The 14,939-nt window shown below is 29.3% G+C and carries 17 protein-coding genes; 16 read left to right on the top strand and 1 reads right to left on the bottom strand.

Annotated features, from left to right (window positions below; genetic code table 11):
• The first annotated feature begins 155 nt into the window (after positions 1–155).
• Both ABF633_RS05965 and ABF633_RS05960 read left to right on the top strand, forming a co-directional pair.
• Positions 156–581 (top strand): MarR family winged helix-turn-helix transcriptional regulator, encoded by a 426-nt coding sequence (locus tag ABF633_RS05965; RefSeq protein WP_415522733.1) that lies wholly within the window; start codon positions 156–158, stop codon positions 579–581.
• 81 nt (positions 582–662) lie between these two features.
• A complete protein-coding gene (locus ABF633_RS05960) occupies positions 663–1,835 on the top strand; it encodes an MFS transporter (protein ID WP_415522732.1) in 1,173 nt (390 codons plus the stop codon).
• Between the two features lie 101 nt (positions 1,836–1,936).
• Here the strand turns inward: ABF633_RS05960 and ABF633_RS05955 are convergent, their stop codons facing one another.
• Positions 1,937–2,089: a hypothetical protein gene (locus ABF633_RS05955; protein ID WP_415522731.1), complete on the bottom strand. Its 153-nt coding sequence runs from the start codon at positions 2,087–2,089 to the stop codon at positions 1,937–1,939.
• A 479-nt stretch (positions 2,090–2,568) separates the two neighbouring features.
• On the opposite strand from ABF633_RS05955, the gene ABF633_RS05950 reads away from it, so the two are divergent.
• The 14 genes from ABF633_RS05950 to ftsX all read left to right on the top strand — a co-directional run bounded on the left by ABF633_RS05950 (position 2,569) and on the right by ftsX (position 14,916).
• Entirely contained in the window at positions 2,569–2,910 is a 342-nt protein-coding gene (locus tag ABF633_RS05950) for a hypothetical protein (protein ID WP_415522730.1), read from the top strand.
• Positions 2,911–3,111: 201 nt separating this feature from the next.
• Positions 3,112–3,702 carry a hypothetical protein gene (locus tag ABF633_RS05945; RefSeq protein ID WP_415522729.1) on the top strand — a complete coding sequence of 197 codons (591 nt, stop codon included), beginning with the start codon at positions 3,112–3,114 and terminating at the stop codon, positions 3,700–3,702.
• A gap of 195 nt (positions 3,703–3,897) precedes the next feature.
• A complete protein-coding gene (locus ABF633_RS05940; RefSeq protein ID WP_415522728.1) occupies positions 3,898–4,248 on the top strand; it encodes a DUF6514 family protein in 351 nt (116 codons plus the stop codon).
• A gap of 238 nt (positions 4,249–4,486) precedes the next feature.
• A complete protein-coding gene (gene acpS, locus ABF633_RS05935; protein WP_415522727.1) occupies positions 4,487–4,861 on the top strand; it encodes a holo-ACP synthase in 375 nt (124 codons plus the stop codon).
• A complete protein-coding gene (locus ABF633_RS05930) occupies positions 4,862–6,361 on the top strand; it encodes an NAD(P)H-hydrate dehydratase (RefSeq protein ID WP_415522726.1) in 1,500 nt (499 codons plus the stop codon). It abuts the gene before it with no gap.
• 211 nt (positions 6,362–6,572) lie between these two features.
• Positions 6,573–7,178, top strand: coding sequence for a germination lipoprotein GerS-related protein (locus tag ABF633_RS05925; protein WP_415522725.1), 606 nt, complete (start codon positions 6,573–6,575; stop codon positions 7,176–7,178).
• 34 nt (positions 7,179–7,212) lie between these two features.
• Positions 7,213–8,373 carry an alanine racemase gene (alr, locus tag ABF633_RS05920; RefSeq protein ID WP_415522724.1) on the top strand — a complete coding sequence of 387 codons (1,161 nt, stop codon included), beginning with the start codon at positions 7,213–7,215 and terminating at the stop codon, positions 8,371–8,373.
• A 119-nt stretch (positions 8,374–8,492) separates the two neighbouring features.
• Positions 8,493–8,813 carry a CopG family ribbon-helix-helix protein gene (locus ABF633_RS05915; RefSeq protein WP_415522723.1) on the top strand — a complete coding sequence of 107 codons (321 nt, stop codon included), beginning with the start codon at positions 8,493–8,495 and terminating at the stop codon, positions 8,811–8,813.
• On the top strand, positions 8,773–9,129 hold the full coding sequence (locus ABF633_RS05910; protein ID WP_415522722.1) for a type II toxin-antitoxin system PemK/MazF family toxin: 357 nt from the start codon (positions 8,773–8,775) through the stop codon (positions 9,127–9,129). The genes ABF633_RS05915 and ABF633_RS05910 overlap by 41 nt, the downstream gene beginning before the upstream one ends.
• A gap of 651 nt (positions 9,130–9,780) precedes the next feature.
• Positions 9,781–10,602, top strand: coding sequence for a transketolase (locus tag ABF633_RS05905; RefSeq protein WP_415522721.1), 822 nt, complete (start codon positions 9,781–9,783; stop codon positions 10,600–10,602).
• Positions 10,603–10,688: 86 nt separating this feature from the next.
• A complete protein-coding gene (locus tag ABF633_RS05900; RefSeq protein WP_415522720.1) occupies positions 10,689–11,636 on the top strand; it encodes a transketolase family protein in 948 nt (315 codons plus the stop codon).
• A 401-nt stretch (positions 11,637–12,037) separates the two neighbouring features.
• Positions 12,038–12,889 (top strand): YitT family protein, encoded by an 852-nt coding sequence (locus ABF633_RS05895; RefSeq protein WP_415522736.1) that lies wholly within the window; start codon positions 12,038–12,040, stop codon positions 12,887–12,889.
• A gap of 448 nt (positions 12,890–13,337) precedes the next feature.
• Positions 13,338–14,021 carry a cell division ATP-binding protein FtsE gene (gene ftsE, locus ABF633_RS05890; protein ID WP_415522719.1) on the top strand — a complete coding sequence of 228 codons (684 nt, stop codon included), beginning with the start codon at positions 13,338–13,340 and terminating at the stop codon, positions 14,019–14,021.
• Positions 14,011–14,916 (top strand): permease-like cell division protein FtsX, encoded by a 906-nt coding sequence (ftsX, locus tag ABF633_RS05885; RefSeq protein WP_415522718.1) that lies wholly within the window; start codon positions 14,011–14,013, stop codon positions 14,914–14,916. The genes ftsE and ftsX overlap by 11 nt, the downstream gene beginning before the upstream one ends.
• The last annotated feature ends 23 nt before the right edge of the window (positions 14,917–14,939 follow it).

The following is a 14,939-nucleotide window of genomic DNA, read 5'->3' as shown; positions in this document are numbered from 1 at the left end:
AGGATTCAAAATAGGCTAGCATACTGACTAGTTATTTATTTGAATATGCCTTAAGTAGAGGAATAGGCTTATATAGAAAGTAAGTATATAATTGACATATCAATTGTATGCTCATATAATATATGTAATGTCTAAAGGTTAGCAAGGTGAATTTTATGAAATATGTTATTGATGAAACTATTGGATGGTTAATCTATAAAGCAAGATATTTGACAAAAAATAGACTTCAGCAGAGGCTTAAAAAATTTGAGATTACCTCAGAGCAGTGGAGTATTTTGAGTATGGTATATTTAAAAGAGGGATGTAATCAAAAAGAATTAGGGGAAAAATTGCTTAAAGATAGGGCAGCTCTTACTAGAATTTTAGATATACTTGAAAAAAAACAACTTGTTAAGAGGGAAAATTCAGATAATGATAGAAGAGAATATCTAGTATACATTACTGAAAAGGGACTTAATTTATATAATAAAATACTATTAGTAGTAACAAATAACTCAGAAGAAATTAACTCCATATTTACTGAGGGTGAAGAAAAACAATTAAGATATTTATTAAATAAATTAATTTCACATCTAGAATAATTTTTTTTAATCAATTATTGATATATCAATAATTGATTAATCATTAATCTATAAAATTATAATTATTTAGGAGGATTTTTTATGAAGGGTGTATTAAGTAAACAAGTTCGTGCACGATATGTTACTGTATTTGCTGCATTTCTAGCATTTATGGGTATTGGCGTTGTGGATCCTTTGCTGCCTATAATTGCTAAAAGCATAGGTGCAAGCTCCTGGCAAGTTGAAATGTTATTTACCGCATATATTTTGACTATGGCTTTTATGATGCTGCCGTCGGGTATTATATCTAATAAATTGGGAAATAAGAAAGTTATTATAATAGGTTTAGGGTTAGTTGCGGCCTTTTCTTTTCTATGTGGAAGTTCAGGCAGCATTTCACAACTTTCTATATTTCGTGCTGGATGGGGTCTTGGCAATTCACTATTTTTTGCTACAGGAATGATTTTGTTAATTGCATTTACGCCGGATTCAAATCTCGCAATAGGAATGTATGAAGGTTCCATGGGCCTTGGAATGGCGGTAGGGCCTCTAGTAGGAGGATTCTTAGGTGGACGTTCCTGGAGATATCCATTCTTTGCAACCAGTCTTTTAATTTTAATAGCATTTATTCTAGTCTTACTTTTTGTTTATGAACCACAGATAAAGACTAAACGCAAGATAGCAGGAGGAAAGGAACTGCTAAAATTAATTAAATTCCCTCCTTTTTTAAGTGTGGCAATGTCTTCTATGTGCTATTTTTACAGTTTTTTTGTAATATTAGCTTATGGTCCCCTTGTTATTAAACTTTCGTCTATTCAACTAGGCTTTGTATATTTTGGATGGGGATTAATGTTAGCTTTAGGTTCAGCTGTGCTTTCTCACATATTTGAAGATAAGTTTTCGCCTAAATCCATATTACCTTTTACTTTATTGATATTTGTCATAATTTTATTAGGTCTATTTTTTATTAATTCTGTAACAGTAAAAGTTATGTTAATAGTAATCTCCGGTTTAATATCGGGTTTAAATAATGCATTGTTTACTAGCTATGCTATGGAGACATCTCCTTATGAAAGAGGCATTACTTCAGGTGCATATAATTTTGTACGTTGGCTTGGTGCAGCTATAGCACCAGTTTTATCAGGAATGTTAGGTAATATATTTTCTGCTGTAATCCCATTTGCTGTAGCAGGAGTTATAACTTTCATAGGTATAGTATTACTTTTGACTAAATCAGAGGAAGAAATTGACGTAGAAATAGAAGAAATAGTATAGATAATAAAAACACTATGGGTTCATAGTGTTTTTATTACCAGATTTATTTATAAGCTTTTACAGGAAATACTTTATATATAACTCTGTTTTAACTTGCGGTATTATTTTTCATTAATGTGATTTTTTATAGTTGATGTCCATTGATTGTCACCAGCTGTTTTTTCTTGTCTATGAGAAGAATTTATTTTTTCTGGTGAATCTTCAGGAATTGATGCCCATTGATTATCAGCAGCTGTTTTTTCTTTTTTTACCATTGATAAAGCCTCCTTTTATTTTTACAATCAGTAAAATTTATTAACAATTATATTTTGCTTTAAATAAAAATTTTAATTCAAAGAAATATATGTAAAATAATGTTTTTATAATAAAAGATAGGATGCCTAACTGACATCCTATCTTTTATTATAAAATTTTAGGTTGATTTTATGGTGGTAATATTATGATAAAAGTTAGCTCATCAATAATTCTTGACAATATATATTTTTTTAAACAATAATGGGTAAAAATATTTTAACAAAATTAATATAAAATTTGATAGATGAATACTAAAGAATGAATTATTATTAGGAAAATAAGAACGCAAATTTAAATTCAAAAATCCCAATAACTATCAACATTTTTGTTTATTGGAATACAATAAGTATTAAAATGTGAAAAAAAGGCTATTTTAATAATAAGACATAATATATAAAATTTAGAATATTATACCTTAACAAAATAAGGAGGTTATATAATGAAATTTCCTATATTAAGTAAAAATAGTTATTTAGATGTGGATAATGATAAATATACTCTAGAAGAATTATCTAAAAAGTTAGAGATTGAACAAAAAGAATTGGATAATGCAATAAAGGGTGGAATGAATAAAGGATATATTGCGGAAGAATTATTTGATACTATGCAGATGTGCCTTGGAATGCTTAATAAATTATCTGAAGAGGGTATAGACATGAGAAGAGTAGCACTAAGACATGAGAAAAAATTAATTAAACTTGGATGGCGTTGGAAGGGATATGTTGAATTTAACACTATGGTAATGGAACAGAAAGAACTAAAGAAAGTAAATGAAGACTAAAAATATTAAATATATAATTAAAAAAGCTGTCACTATCAAATTGTTATGTATAAATTTGATAGTGTTTTTTATTTATAAAATTACAAATTTAGATGAAGTGTTGTATTTATTTGAGTAAAAAAATTTTTTAAGGGAAATATATAATATTATTGTTACAACAGTGGGTTTAGTTGAAATTATGAGAGGATGTGCTGCATAGTTATGAATAATAAAGATTATATGGGGAAACTTTTTAAAAATTTTTACGATTTTGTTTCTTTAGCTGCTTCTAAGGAGTTAGAATATATTGTTTTTGATGCAAGATATACCACTTACTTTAATAATAAGATGAAAGAGCTATTAAATGATATTAAAAATCAAGATGAAAAAGATTTAGAATTTTCTGTAATGTTTAATACAAAAGGTGAAGTTGCCATTATTGATTCAAAAATTGTAGGAAAATACATAGGAAATTACTATAATATTCAAATGGAACAGTACTATAAGGGTGCAAAGCTTAATAAAATAGTATGGGAGATAATAAATGGTAAAGATAAAATAAAGCGAGATTTTATAGTTGTTTCTTATAAAATAATTTATAGAGTTTTAAACGAAATATATATGGATATAAAATATAATGGAAGGATCCTAGATGAATATAAAAGCAGATATGGTTTTGATAATTACAGGGGAAAGAATATTTCCATAATCATTATTAGCATACTAATATTAGAAGATATATGTAGTTATATAGGAATCGAAGATAGAATTTTATTGGAATATTTTAAAAAAATATATGATGAAAATATATAGAAATCGACAAATAATTTTATTGAAAGTATATGATTGATAATATATAAATATATATTATATTGTTTTAGAGAGATATTTATAATAATACTGTCATTTTAAAAGGACAAATAATTATTACCTCATAGCACAAATTGACACTTTTTTCTGATTATCAGTGTTAATATAATTTTAACAAGTACTGGGGGGAATATTATAATGAATATAGTGGATACTTTAAGTAAATCAGTAGTAGATGGGGACACTGAATATAAATATGAGTATAGAATAACAAAATCTAATATAATTCTCTATGATTATGGTGTAAATGAGGTACAATCCTATGGAATTGAAATTGAAAGAATGGATATTGTAAATGGAAAGACTGTTAATTTAGAAAGAGATAGCGTATATAACATAAGTCCGCAAAGATATAAAGTGCAGGAATTAGTAAAACTATTGTATAATAACGATGTATCTCCAATAAATGCAATTGAAATTATTGGAGATTATGTTGATGAATATATTGTTGATTTTGATGATGTAATTAAAACAATTTCTATTGGGTAGGAGAGGGAAACCTCTCTTTAATTTTTTATTAATTATCTTTTTACAAATAACAGCTTTATCATAGCTTGTCATATATATTATAATAAATTTATAAGTAAATTTGAAAATGGAATAAAATTTGTACAAGCAGTAATGTAATTTAGGCATATCAATAGATCTTATTCAGTGAGAGTTTGTATTCCAACTGAGTTTAGATGAATTAGCTATTTTTAAGAGGTCTTAAATGGGAGGATGCTAAATGATATTAGGAGTAGGCATAGATATAGTAGAGATACAAAGGATAAAAGAAGCTATAGATAAAAATTCATTATTTTTAGAAAAGGTATATACTGAAATTGAAATTGAATATTTAAAAAGTAGAAATTTTAGACCGGAATATGCAGCAGGAAGATTTGCAGCCAAGGAAGCCATATCAAAGGCTTTAGGAACTGGTTTTATGCAGTTTAGCATTCGAGATATAGAAATAGACAGAAATGTTAAGGGGAAACCAGTAGTAGTATTAAAGGGTAAGGCAAAGCAAATAGCTAATAAATTTGGAAAGTACAAAATACATTTAAGTATATCCCATAGTAAAGAAAATGCAATAGCATATGCCGTTTTAGAGGTGATTTAATTGAAGTTTGCATCAAGTGCTGTTATGAGAAAAATTGATAGTTATTGTATAAATGAATTAGGTATTTCTGAACTTATTTTAATGGAAAATGCAGCTTTAAAGATTATAAATAATATAGATTTAAAAAATAACATATCTTTTACTGTAGTTTGTGGTTCTGGAAACAATGGAGGAGATGGACTAGCAGTAGCAAGGCATTTAGTCTCCCTTGGCAAAGAGGTACAAGTATTTTTTGTAGGTAGCATGGATAAAATGAGTGACTCCTGTAAAGCTAATTATTTAATTTTAAAGAATATGAAGATAAATATTATTAATATTGTAAGTTTAGAATATATAGATGCGTTGAAATTAGCTGTGACTCGTTCGGATATTACTATAGATGCACTTCTCGGTACCGGTATAAGTAGAGATGTACAGGGAATTCATACCTTGGTTATATCTGTTATAAATGAAAATACAAATTTTACATTATCTATAGATGTTCCATCTGGACTAAATAGTAATAATGGCAATAAAATGGGTAATTGTATTATAAGTAATAAAACTGTAACCTTTGAACTTTATAAAAGCGGATTCTTGAATTATGACTCAGAAAAATATACAGGTAAAATTATAGTTGAAAAAATAGGTATACCACAATTTGTAATAGATAAATATCATGAAGGTGGATTTATCACAGAAAGATACATGTTTAAGGAAAATGTTAAACCTAGAAATAAATATGCCCATAAAGGCAATTATGGAAGAGTTCTGATTTTTGCAGGTTCAAAAAAATATACTGGTGCAGCTTACATATGTACAGAAGCAGCGGTAAGAAGTGGAGCGGGACTTATAACACTATGCTGTGATGAAGATATACTTCTAATTTTAAAAAATAGGCTTACAGAGGCAATGACTATATCTTCTAAAGATAATGATGGTATAGATAAGCTTTTGACAAATAGTAATTGTATTGCCCTAGGGCCTGGTATGGGTAATGATGAGAAGACATTTAAAATTGTAGATAGTGTATTAAGAGTTAGTAATTGCCCGGTAGTTATAGATGCGGATGGAATAAATGCATTAAGTAATAATTTAAGTATATTGAATAATGTGAAAGTGCCTGTAGTATTGACTCCTCATTTAGGAGAAATGGCTAGACTTACTGGTTTTTCTATAGAATACATAGAGGAAAATAAAATGAAAGTTGCAAAGGATTTTGCCACAACTTATAAAGTTATCTTGCTCTTAAAGGGGTATAATACTATTATTACTGACGGAAATATAACTATAGTAAATCCCACAGGTAATAGCTCCATGGCATCTGGGGGAATGGGAGATTGTTTAACGGGAATAATAACTTCATTTATTGCTCAAGGGCAAAAGCCTATTACTGCTGCTATGACAGGTGCATTTTTACATGGATACTGCGGAGAAATGTTGTCTAAAGAAATGTTTAATGTAAGTGCCACTGACATACTAAATAAAATTCCATATATAATAAAAGAATTACAAAATTAATAATTAAATATGAATTCTTGGGACAAGGATTGAATAGTATTAATAATAAGGCATGTGAAAATAAATAGTAAGTCAAAGATGCTAGCATACTGACTAGTTATTTATTTGAATATGCCTAAAGTTGAATAATTGGCATATGAAAAGGAATAGTAAGTGAAGCATAATACATATAGCTGTATATTTCTTTGAAGATGACGCATTTGGAGGAATTATGAAAAAGATATTATTAATATTTACATTCTTTGTTCTTATTATATCTGTAACTGGATGTGGATCTAAAAATAAGGGAGAGAAAGATACTATAACCTATTTAAAAAATTTAAAAAGCTATAGTACAGATATGAATATGGAAGTTAAAAATGATAAACAAAAGTTGAACTACAGTGGTAGACAAATATATTCTTTAGGGTTAGGATATAGATTAGAGTTAAATAACGAAAGAGTATTAATATATAGGGAAGATAAAATTTATGTTACTGATTTGCAAAATGGACAAAAATATACAACTGATATGAGTTTTGATGATGTATATAAACTAAGTTTTTTAGGAAATTTTATTGATCTTTTATATACCAATGAAAATATAAAAACTTCTTTTGAAACTATAGATAATGATAAATATGAATTAGTGAATACAGATATGCCTGATAGCAATAGGAATATAAACTATGGTGTTCTATATATTGAGGTTGATAAGAAGCTTCCTGAAAAGTTAATTATATACGATAAAAATGGAAAAGAAAAATTAATAGTAACTTACAAAAATTTTATACCTAACTGTAATGTGGATAAAACTCTTTTTGAGTTTAATCAATAAAAACTAGATGATATATTTGGAAAGGTGATGCACTTTGTTTAAACATTTAAGACCTGTTTGGGCAGAAATTAATCTTGATAATTTAGAATTTAATATGAAAGGTATAAAAAAACTTGCTAAAAGTACCGAAATTTTTGGTGTAGTAAAGGCTGATGCCTATGGGCATGGAGCTATTGATGTAGCCCCTGTGCTTTTAGAAAATGGTGTTACTAGGTTAGCAGTTGCAGTTATAAGCGAAGCAGTAGAACTTAGAAGAGCTGGAATTGATTGCCCCATTATGATTTTAGGATATACACCTTTAAGCTTAGCTGATGATATATTGAAATACGATATAGAACAAACTGTATTTTCCTACGATTATGCATTGGAACTTTCTAAAATAGCTGAAAAAAGGCATATAAAGGTTAAAATACACATAGCCTTGGATACAGGTATGGGTAGAATTGGATTTTTATCTGATGAAAAAAGTGTAGAGGATGTATACAAAATAAATAAATTACCCAATATAGAGATAGAAGGATTATTTTCTCATTTTTCTACAGCGGATGAAGATAATAAAGAATATACTTACAAGCAATTTGATAATTTTAATTGTTTTTATGAAAAATTAAAAAGCAGAGGTGTTTCAGTGGGGGTAAGACATATAGCTAATAGTGCTGCTATTATGGATTTGCCAGATACACATCTAGATGGAGTAAGACCTGGAATAATACTTTATGGCTACTATCCATCTGAGGAAGTAAATAAGAAAAAATTAGAACTAAAACCTGTAATGACTCTGAAAACCAATATAGTACACATAAAAACTCTTAAAAAAGGAGAGTATATAAGTTATGGGAGAAAATTCAGATGTGAAAAAGACAGTGTTATAGCTACTCTTCCTGTAGGATATGCTGATGGATATACGAGACTTATGTTTGGCAAGGCAAAAGTTATAATAAACGATAAATTTGCTCCAGTAGTTGGTAGGATTTGTATGGATCAATGTATGGTGGATATAACTGAAATTAGTACTGCTAAGGTTGGGGATGAAGTTATTCTTATGGGTGAGTCTCATAATTGTAAATTTAATGCAGATGATATAGCTGGGCATATACATACTATAAATTATGAAGTGGTTTGCATGATTAGTAAAAGAGTTCCTAGAGTTTACATAAAAAATGAAAAAGTTATAAAAATAAGAAATTATGTATAGTATATACATAAGAAAAATGTAGATAATTGAAGTAAATCCTTTGACATATTGACAAATTTTAAATTATAATGGATACATACATATTTTCGTTTTGGTAAATAGGAGGTATTAATTGTCCAATGTCAAGCTCAAAGAGATTAGTAGTAAACCTCTCAGATACACTTTGCAGTGAATTCGATAAAGCACTAAAGGAAGATTGTAAAAAAAGAAGTGAATTTATTCGTGAAGCAATAATATTATATATAGAAGAGAAGAAAAAAATCAATTTTATAGAAGCAATGAAAGAGGGATATATGGAAATGTCAGAATTAAACCTGGAAATTTGTGAAATGGGTTTTTGTTCTGATATAAATGAATTAAAAGAATATGAAGTTAAGCTTTCGGAGAGTGATTTGCCTGATGACGATGGTGGTGAAACGAGGAGATATATTCTATGCTGACTTAAGTCCAGTAGTTGGATCAGAACAGGGTGGAATAAGACCTGTTATCATTATTCAAAATGATATAGGTAATAAATACAGTCCTACAGTAATTGTGGCTGCAATTACTTCGCAGATAAATAAGGCAAAACTTCCAACTCACGTTGAAATTTCTTCAGAGGAATATGGATTAAATAAGGATTCGGTAGTTTTGTTAGAACAAATAAGAACTCTTGACAAGAAAAGGCTTAAAGAAAAAATAGGCCATATGACAGATAGTGATATGGAAAAAGTAGATAAGTCACTGTTGGTTAGTATAGCGCTTAAATGTGATTAATTTTTTAAGTCATTTTAAAATTATAAATTTGAAATAGCACTCTAGTTTATTCTGGAATGCTATTTTTTAGTTGCATGTGAACTACCATCACTTATAGAAGTGTATGGCTTCCTTTAATCCATCCTAACCAGAAGGGAAATTTTCTTTTACAGGATATCAGTTTCCAAGGCTATGGATTTTTTATGAGGAAAATCCTTCCCGTAGTACCCACGGTAGTGTTATCTTACAAATAACGTTTGTAAACCTATAATTTTATTATAATTAATTTGTTGCCTATCGGCAAGTGCTATTCATCTCCCACCTAAGAGGATAGGAGAATTTCGCACGTTTTGTTAAATAGTTTTTCTATTGGTGAATTACTTTAAATTATAGAAGTAAGAACTTCATAAAACCATATATATTCAGTTTGCAAAGAACAACTAACATTCATATTATGTCTATAATAATTATTATTATACAAATCTAATTAATATAATCAGAAGAAAAATTATTTGATTTAATAAATAGTATAAATTAAGTATATAAATTGCATATTTAATCAACATAAACAAAATAAATTTTTAAATATATGTTATTTTGTTTATATATGTGTTATTATATATACATAAATGTGTTATACTAATGCACGGTAATAAGCTAGGAGGTAAAAATATGGAAAATGATCTAAAGCTTCTTAAGAAAACTGCTGTAAGTATTAGAGAAGATATCATAACAATGTTAACTGAATCAGCTTCAGGCCATCCAGGAGGTTCTCTATCTTCAGTAGAAATAATGACAACTTTATATTTTAAAGAGATGAATATAAATCCTGAAAACCCAAAGGATGATAATAGGGATAGATTTGTGCTATCTAAGGGGCATGCAGCACCAGCTCTCTACAGTACATTGGCTGAAAGAGGTTATTTTAATAAAGATGAACTAAAGGGGCTTAGAAAGTTTGGGTCTATATTACAAGGTCATCCTAACATGAATTATGTACCTGGAGTAGACATGTCCACAGGATCTTTAGGACAGGGGATTTCAGCAGCAGTAGGAATGGCTCTTGCAGGAAAGCTTGATAAAAAGGATTATAGAGTTTATGCGTTACTCGGAGATGGTGAATTAGAAGAAGGACAAGTTTGGGAAGCTTCCATGGCAGCTGCACAGTATAAATTAGATAATTTAACTGCTTTTGTTGACCATAATGGACTTCAGATTGATGGGAAATGTGAAGATGTAATGTCACCAGAGCCAGTAAGTAATAAGTTTAGAGCTTTTAATTGGAATGTAATTGATGTAGATGGACACGATTTTAATGCTTTGATAGCGGCAATTGATGAAGCTAGAAATGTTAAAGGTAAGCCTACAGTAATTGTTTGTAAAACTGTAAAGGGAAAAGGTGTAAGCTTTATGGAAAATGAAGCATGCTGGCACGGAACTGCGCCAAATGAAGAGCAATGCAGCAAGGCTTTAAGTGAACTTGGAGCTGAATAATTTAAAAGATTATTTGATTATGGAAGCTGAAATGGAGCAATAAGTGAAGGATAGCTAATTATAAAGGATATAGGAGGGGTAAAATAATGTCAAAAAAAGTAGCTACTAGAGAAGCCTATGGAAAAGCACTAGCTAATATAGGGTTAGAAAATAAAAAAATTGTTGTATTGGATGCGGATTTATCTAAATCTACAAAAACAGCTGAGTTTAAAAAAGAGTGTTCTGATAGATTTATTAATATGGGAATAGCAGAAGGAAATATGATGTCAGTAGCAGCAGGGCTTGCTGCCTGTGGTAAAATTGCCTTTGCCAGTACTTTTGCTATATTTGCAGCAGGAAGAGCTTTTGAACAAATAAGAAACTCTATTTGTTATCCTAAATTGAATGTAAAGATATGTGCTACCCATGCAGGGCTTACAGTGGGGGAAGATGGAGCTTCACATCAATCTGTAGAAGATATATCTTTAATGAGAAGCATACCGAATATGACAGTGATATGTCCTAGTGATGCTGTTGAAACGGAGGCAGCTATTAAAGCTATAACTGAATATAATGGACCTTGCTATGTTAGACTTGGGAGAGCAGGGGTAAATATTATAAATGATACACCTGATTATAAATTTGAGCTTGGTAAAGGTGTTGTCTTAAGAGAAGGTACAGATGCTGCAATTGTTGCTACTGGTATTATGGTAGATGCAGCTTTAGAAGCTTACAATATTTTGAAGTCAGAGGGAATAAGTGCTAAAGTTATTAACATACATACAATAAAACCTATAGATGCAGATATAATAATTTCTGCCGCTAGGGAGACAGGTGTTATTGTAACAGCTGAGGAGCATAGCATAATTGGAGGCTTAGGTTCAGCAGTTTGTGAAATTATTGGCGAAAATTATCCTGTTCCTGTATTTAGAGTTGGAATTAAAGATGTATTTGGAGAAAGTGGAAAACCGGATGAACTTTTAAAAGCTTATAATTTAACTGCTGAGGATATAGTAAAGCAAGTTAAAAATGGAATAAGTTTAAAAAATAATTAGTTAATATTTGATAAGTAGTAAGTATTTTATATGGCTATGTAACAAATTTAGCTATAATAATAGTATTATTACTATATTATACTTATAAAAAATAATAATATTATAGACTGTGACTAAGGTGATTTGATGTGATACTTATCCTTGTTACAGTCTTTTTATTTATCTCTACACTTTATTTTTATCAATTAAATACAAACTCTCTTGCTTTTATATTTGAATTTCTAATTTTCTTGTCAATGCTTAGCTTATTTTGTGGTATACTTTTCAATGGATATAATGGTATAAATATTGCATGTTTGTAGGAAAAATATATAAGACAGCTGAAAATGAGTAATAAGATTAAAAAACTAAACTGTTTATTTTTAAGCTGCTTGACAAGAAATAACGATAAGGGTGATAAAATGAAAAAATTAAAAGAATATGCATTAATAACTATAGGATTTTTAATTGTTGTTCTTGGTATAAAGTTTTTTTTAGAACCAAATAAAATAGCTGCCGGGGGAATTATGGGAATAGCAATAATAGTTAATGAAATTTTCCCTAAATTATCTGTAGGACTTCTAATGACGGTATTAAATTCAGCTTTGTTTATAGTAGCTTTTAGTGCTATAGGAGGGAAATTTGGTGCTAAGACTATATATTCAAGCTTAGGGCTTTCAGGTGCAGTTTGGATTATGGATAAATTCTTCACTTTTGGAACTATAACTAACAATACATTACTTGCTACTTTATTTGGAACTCTTTTAAGTGGTATAGGTATGGGAATAGTTTTTAACCAGAATGCATCTACTGGAGGAACAGATATTATTGCAAAGATTTTAAATAAATTTTTTCATATTGATATTGGTAAAGCTTTATTAATTGTAGATCTTATTATAACACTTTTTGCTGGTGCTACTCTTGGTGCTGATCTTGGTATGTTTTCACTGCTTTCGGTTATACTCCACGGATTTATAATAGATATGGTAATTGAAGGCTTTAATGTATGTAAGCAGGTAATGATAATAAGCAAAAAAAATAATGAAATAAGTAAATACATCATAGAAAAACTTAATAGAGGATGTACTGTATTTAATGGTAAGGGCGGATATTCCTGGGAAGATACTTTTATACTTTATACAGTACTCAGTAGAAATGAATTTATAAAATTAAAAAAATACATAAAGGAAGTTGATCCAAAAGCATTTATAACTGTCAGTGATGCACGTGAAGTTCTAGGAGAAGGATTTAATAACATAGTAGGTGAGGATTAGTTAGTAGTGAACTCGTTTCATCAAGCTGAAACATCGGTAAATCATGTGGGGAGTCTACCCCACCTGATTGGAAAATCCCACCTTCGTTTCGCTTAGAGGTGGAGGTCTGAACCTTTCAGTCAGGAAAAGATCAATTTCTAAAATGTTATAATGAATTAAAGGCATTATGTGAATCCTTTTATTGTGCTGTAAATAAAAGGTACTAATTGCATATAAGTAAATGCATAATTTTAATTATATTATATATTTATGAAGATTTTAACTGTATATGAAAAAATATTTTGTAGAAAAAACTTAAATTATTAAGTATTATAATGTATAGGTGAATTTATTCAATAAAATTAATACAATTTTAATAAAAATATGACTTTAGAAAACCTTTAAGTATGCTATAATTACTATATACATGTCTTGTAAAGAAAAACAATATAAATTGGGGAGAAAGATAATGATCGAGTTTAAAAATGTCAGTAAAGTTTATATGAATGATGTTGTTGCACTGTCAAATATCAACATAACTATAAAAAGGGGTGAATTTGTTTTCTTAGTTGGCCCAAGTGGAGCTGGTAAATCTACTTTTGTAAAATTACTAATGAGAGAAATTGAGCCTACTGCTGGGTCTATTGTAGTAAGTGATACTGATATTACTACATTGTCAAGAAAACAAATTCCATATTATAGAAGAAAAGTTGGTATGATTTTTCAAGATTTTAGACTTATACCTACACTTAATATATATGAAAATGTAGCTTTTGCCATGAGGATTATTCAGGCAAGTAATAAGGAAATAAAGAAAAGAGTTCCTTTGGTATTGGCTATGGTTGGTTTATCCAATAAGTACAAAGATTTCCCAAATCAACTTTCTGGCGGAGAACAGCAAAGAGTTTCTATAGCTAGAGCTATAGTAAATAATCCTTCTATACTGATAGCGGACGAGCCTACGGGAAATCTTGATCCAGAGACTGCTAATGACATAATGAATATACTAAGTGATATAAATAGAGCTGGAACTACTGTTTTAATGGCAACTCATGCTAAAAATATAGTTAACGATATGAAAAAAAGAGTGCTGGCTATTGAAAAGGGAATTTTAGCTAGAGACGAACAGAGGGGTAGATACGATGAGGATTAGTACGATTAAACTATTTATCATGGATGCTTTAAAAAGTATAAGAAGAAATGCTACAATAAGTTTGGCATCAGCGGCTACAGTAATGGCTACACTTTTTATTTTAGGTGCTTTTGCAATGCTTCTCTTAAATGTTAAGGTTGCTATAACTGATGTGGAATCTCAAATTGAAGTTCAGGTTATTTTAAAAGATGATATTAAAATAGATCAACAGCAAGCTGCTTACAATAAAATAAGTAAACTAGATGGGGTAACTAGTGTTACATTTAAAAGTAAAAAACAGGCATTGGAAGATTTAAAGCAGCAATTAGGGGATAAAAATAAAGGCCTAGTTGCAGGGATGGAAAATGATAATCCCCTTCCGAATTCCTATATCGTAAAGGTTAAGCAGCCTGACTATGTGTCTAAAGTTGTTAGTGCGTTACAGCCTGATGGCAAATATATGGATGGTATAGAACAGGCAAAGGATGGACGTGATATAGTTAATAGAATTTCAGCTATCACTAAAACTGTACAATGGGTTGGAGTAGCCTTATTTATTATATTAATAGGAGTTTCATTATTTCTTATAGGTAACACTATTAGACTTGCAGTATATTCAAGACGTAGAGAGATTAATATAATGAAATATATAGGAGCTACAGATTGGTTTATAAGATGGCCTTTTATTATAGAAGGAATGGTAATAGGGTTATTCGGGGCTATTATATCGATTTTACTTTTATACTACGTATACGGATTAGCTTATTCTAAAGTAACTTCTTCTGTATCTATGATGATGAGATTTATAAGTCCTATATATATATTGACTAATATATCCTGGGCATTTATTCTTATTGGAATATTTATAGGAGCAATTGGAAGTATAATAGCAATTAGAAAATTTCTTATTGTTTAAAAAGTAAACATATGTTGTATAGG

Source organism: Clostridium sp. (genome assembly GCF_047718555.1).
Classification (GTDB): Bacteria; Bacillota; Clostridia; order Clostridiales; family Clostridiaceae; genus Clostridium_I.
This window is presented reverse-complemented; position numbering and strand designations above follow the sequence as displayed.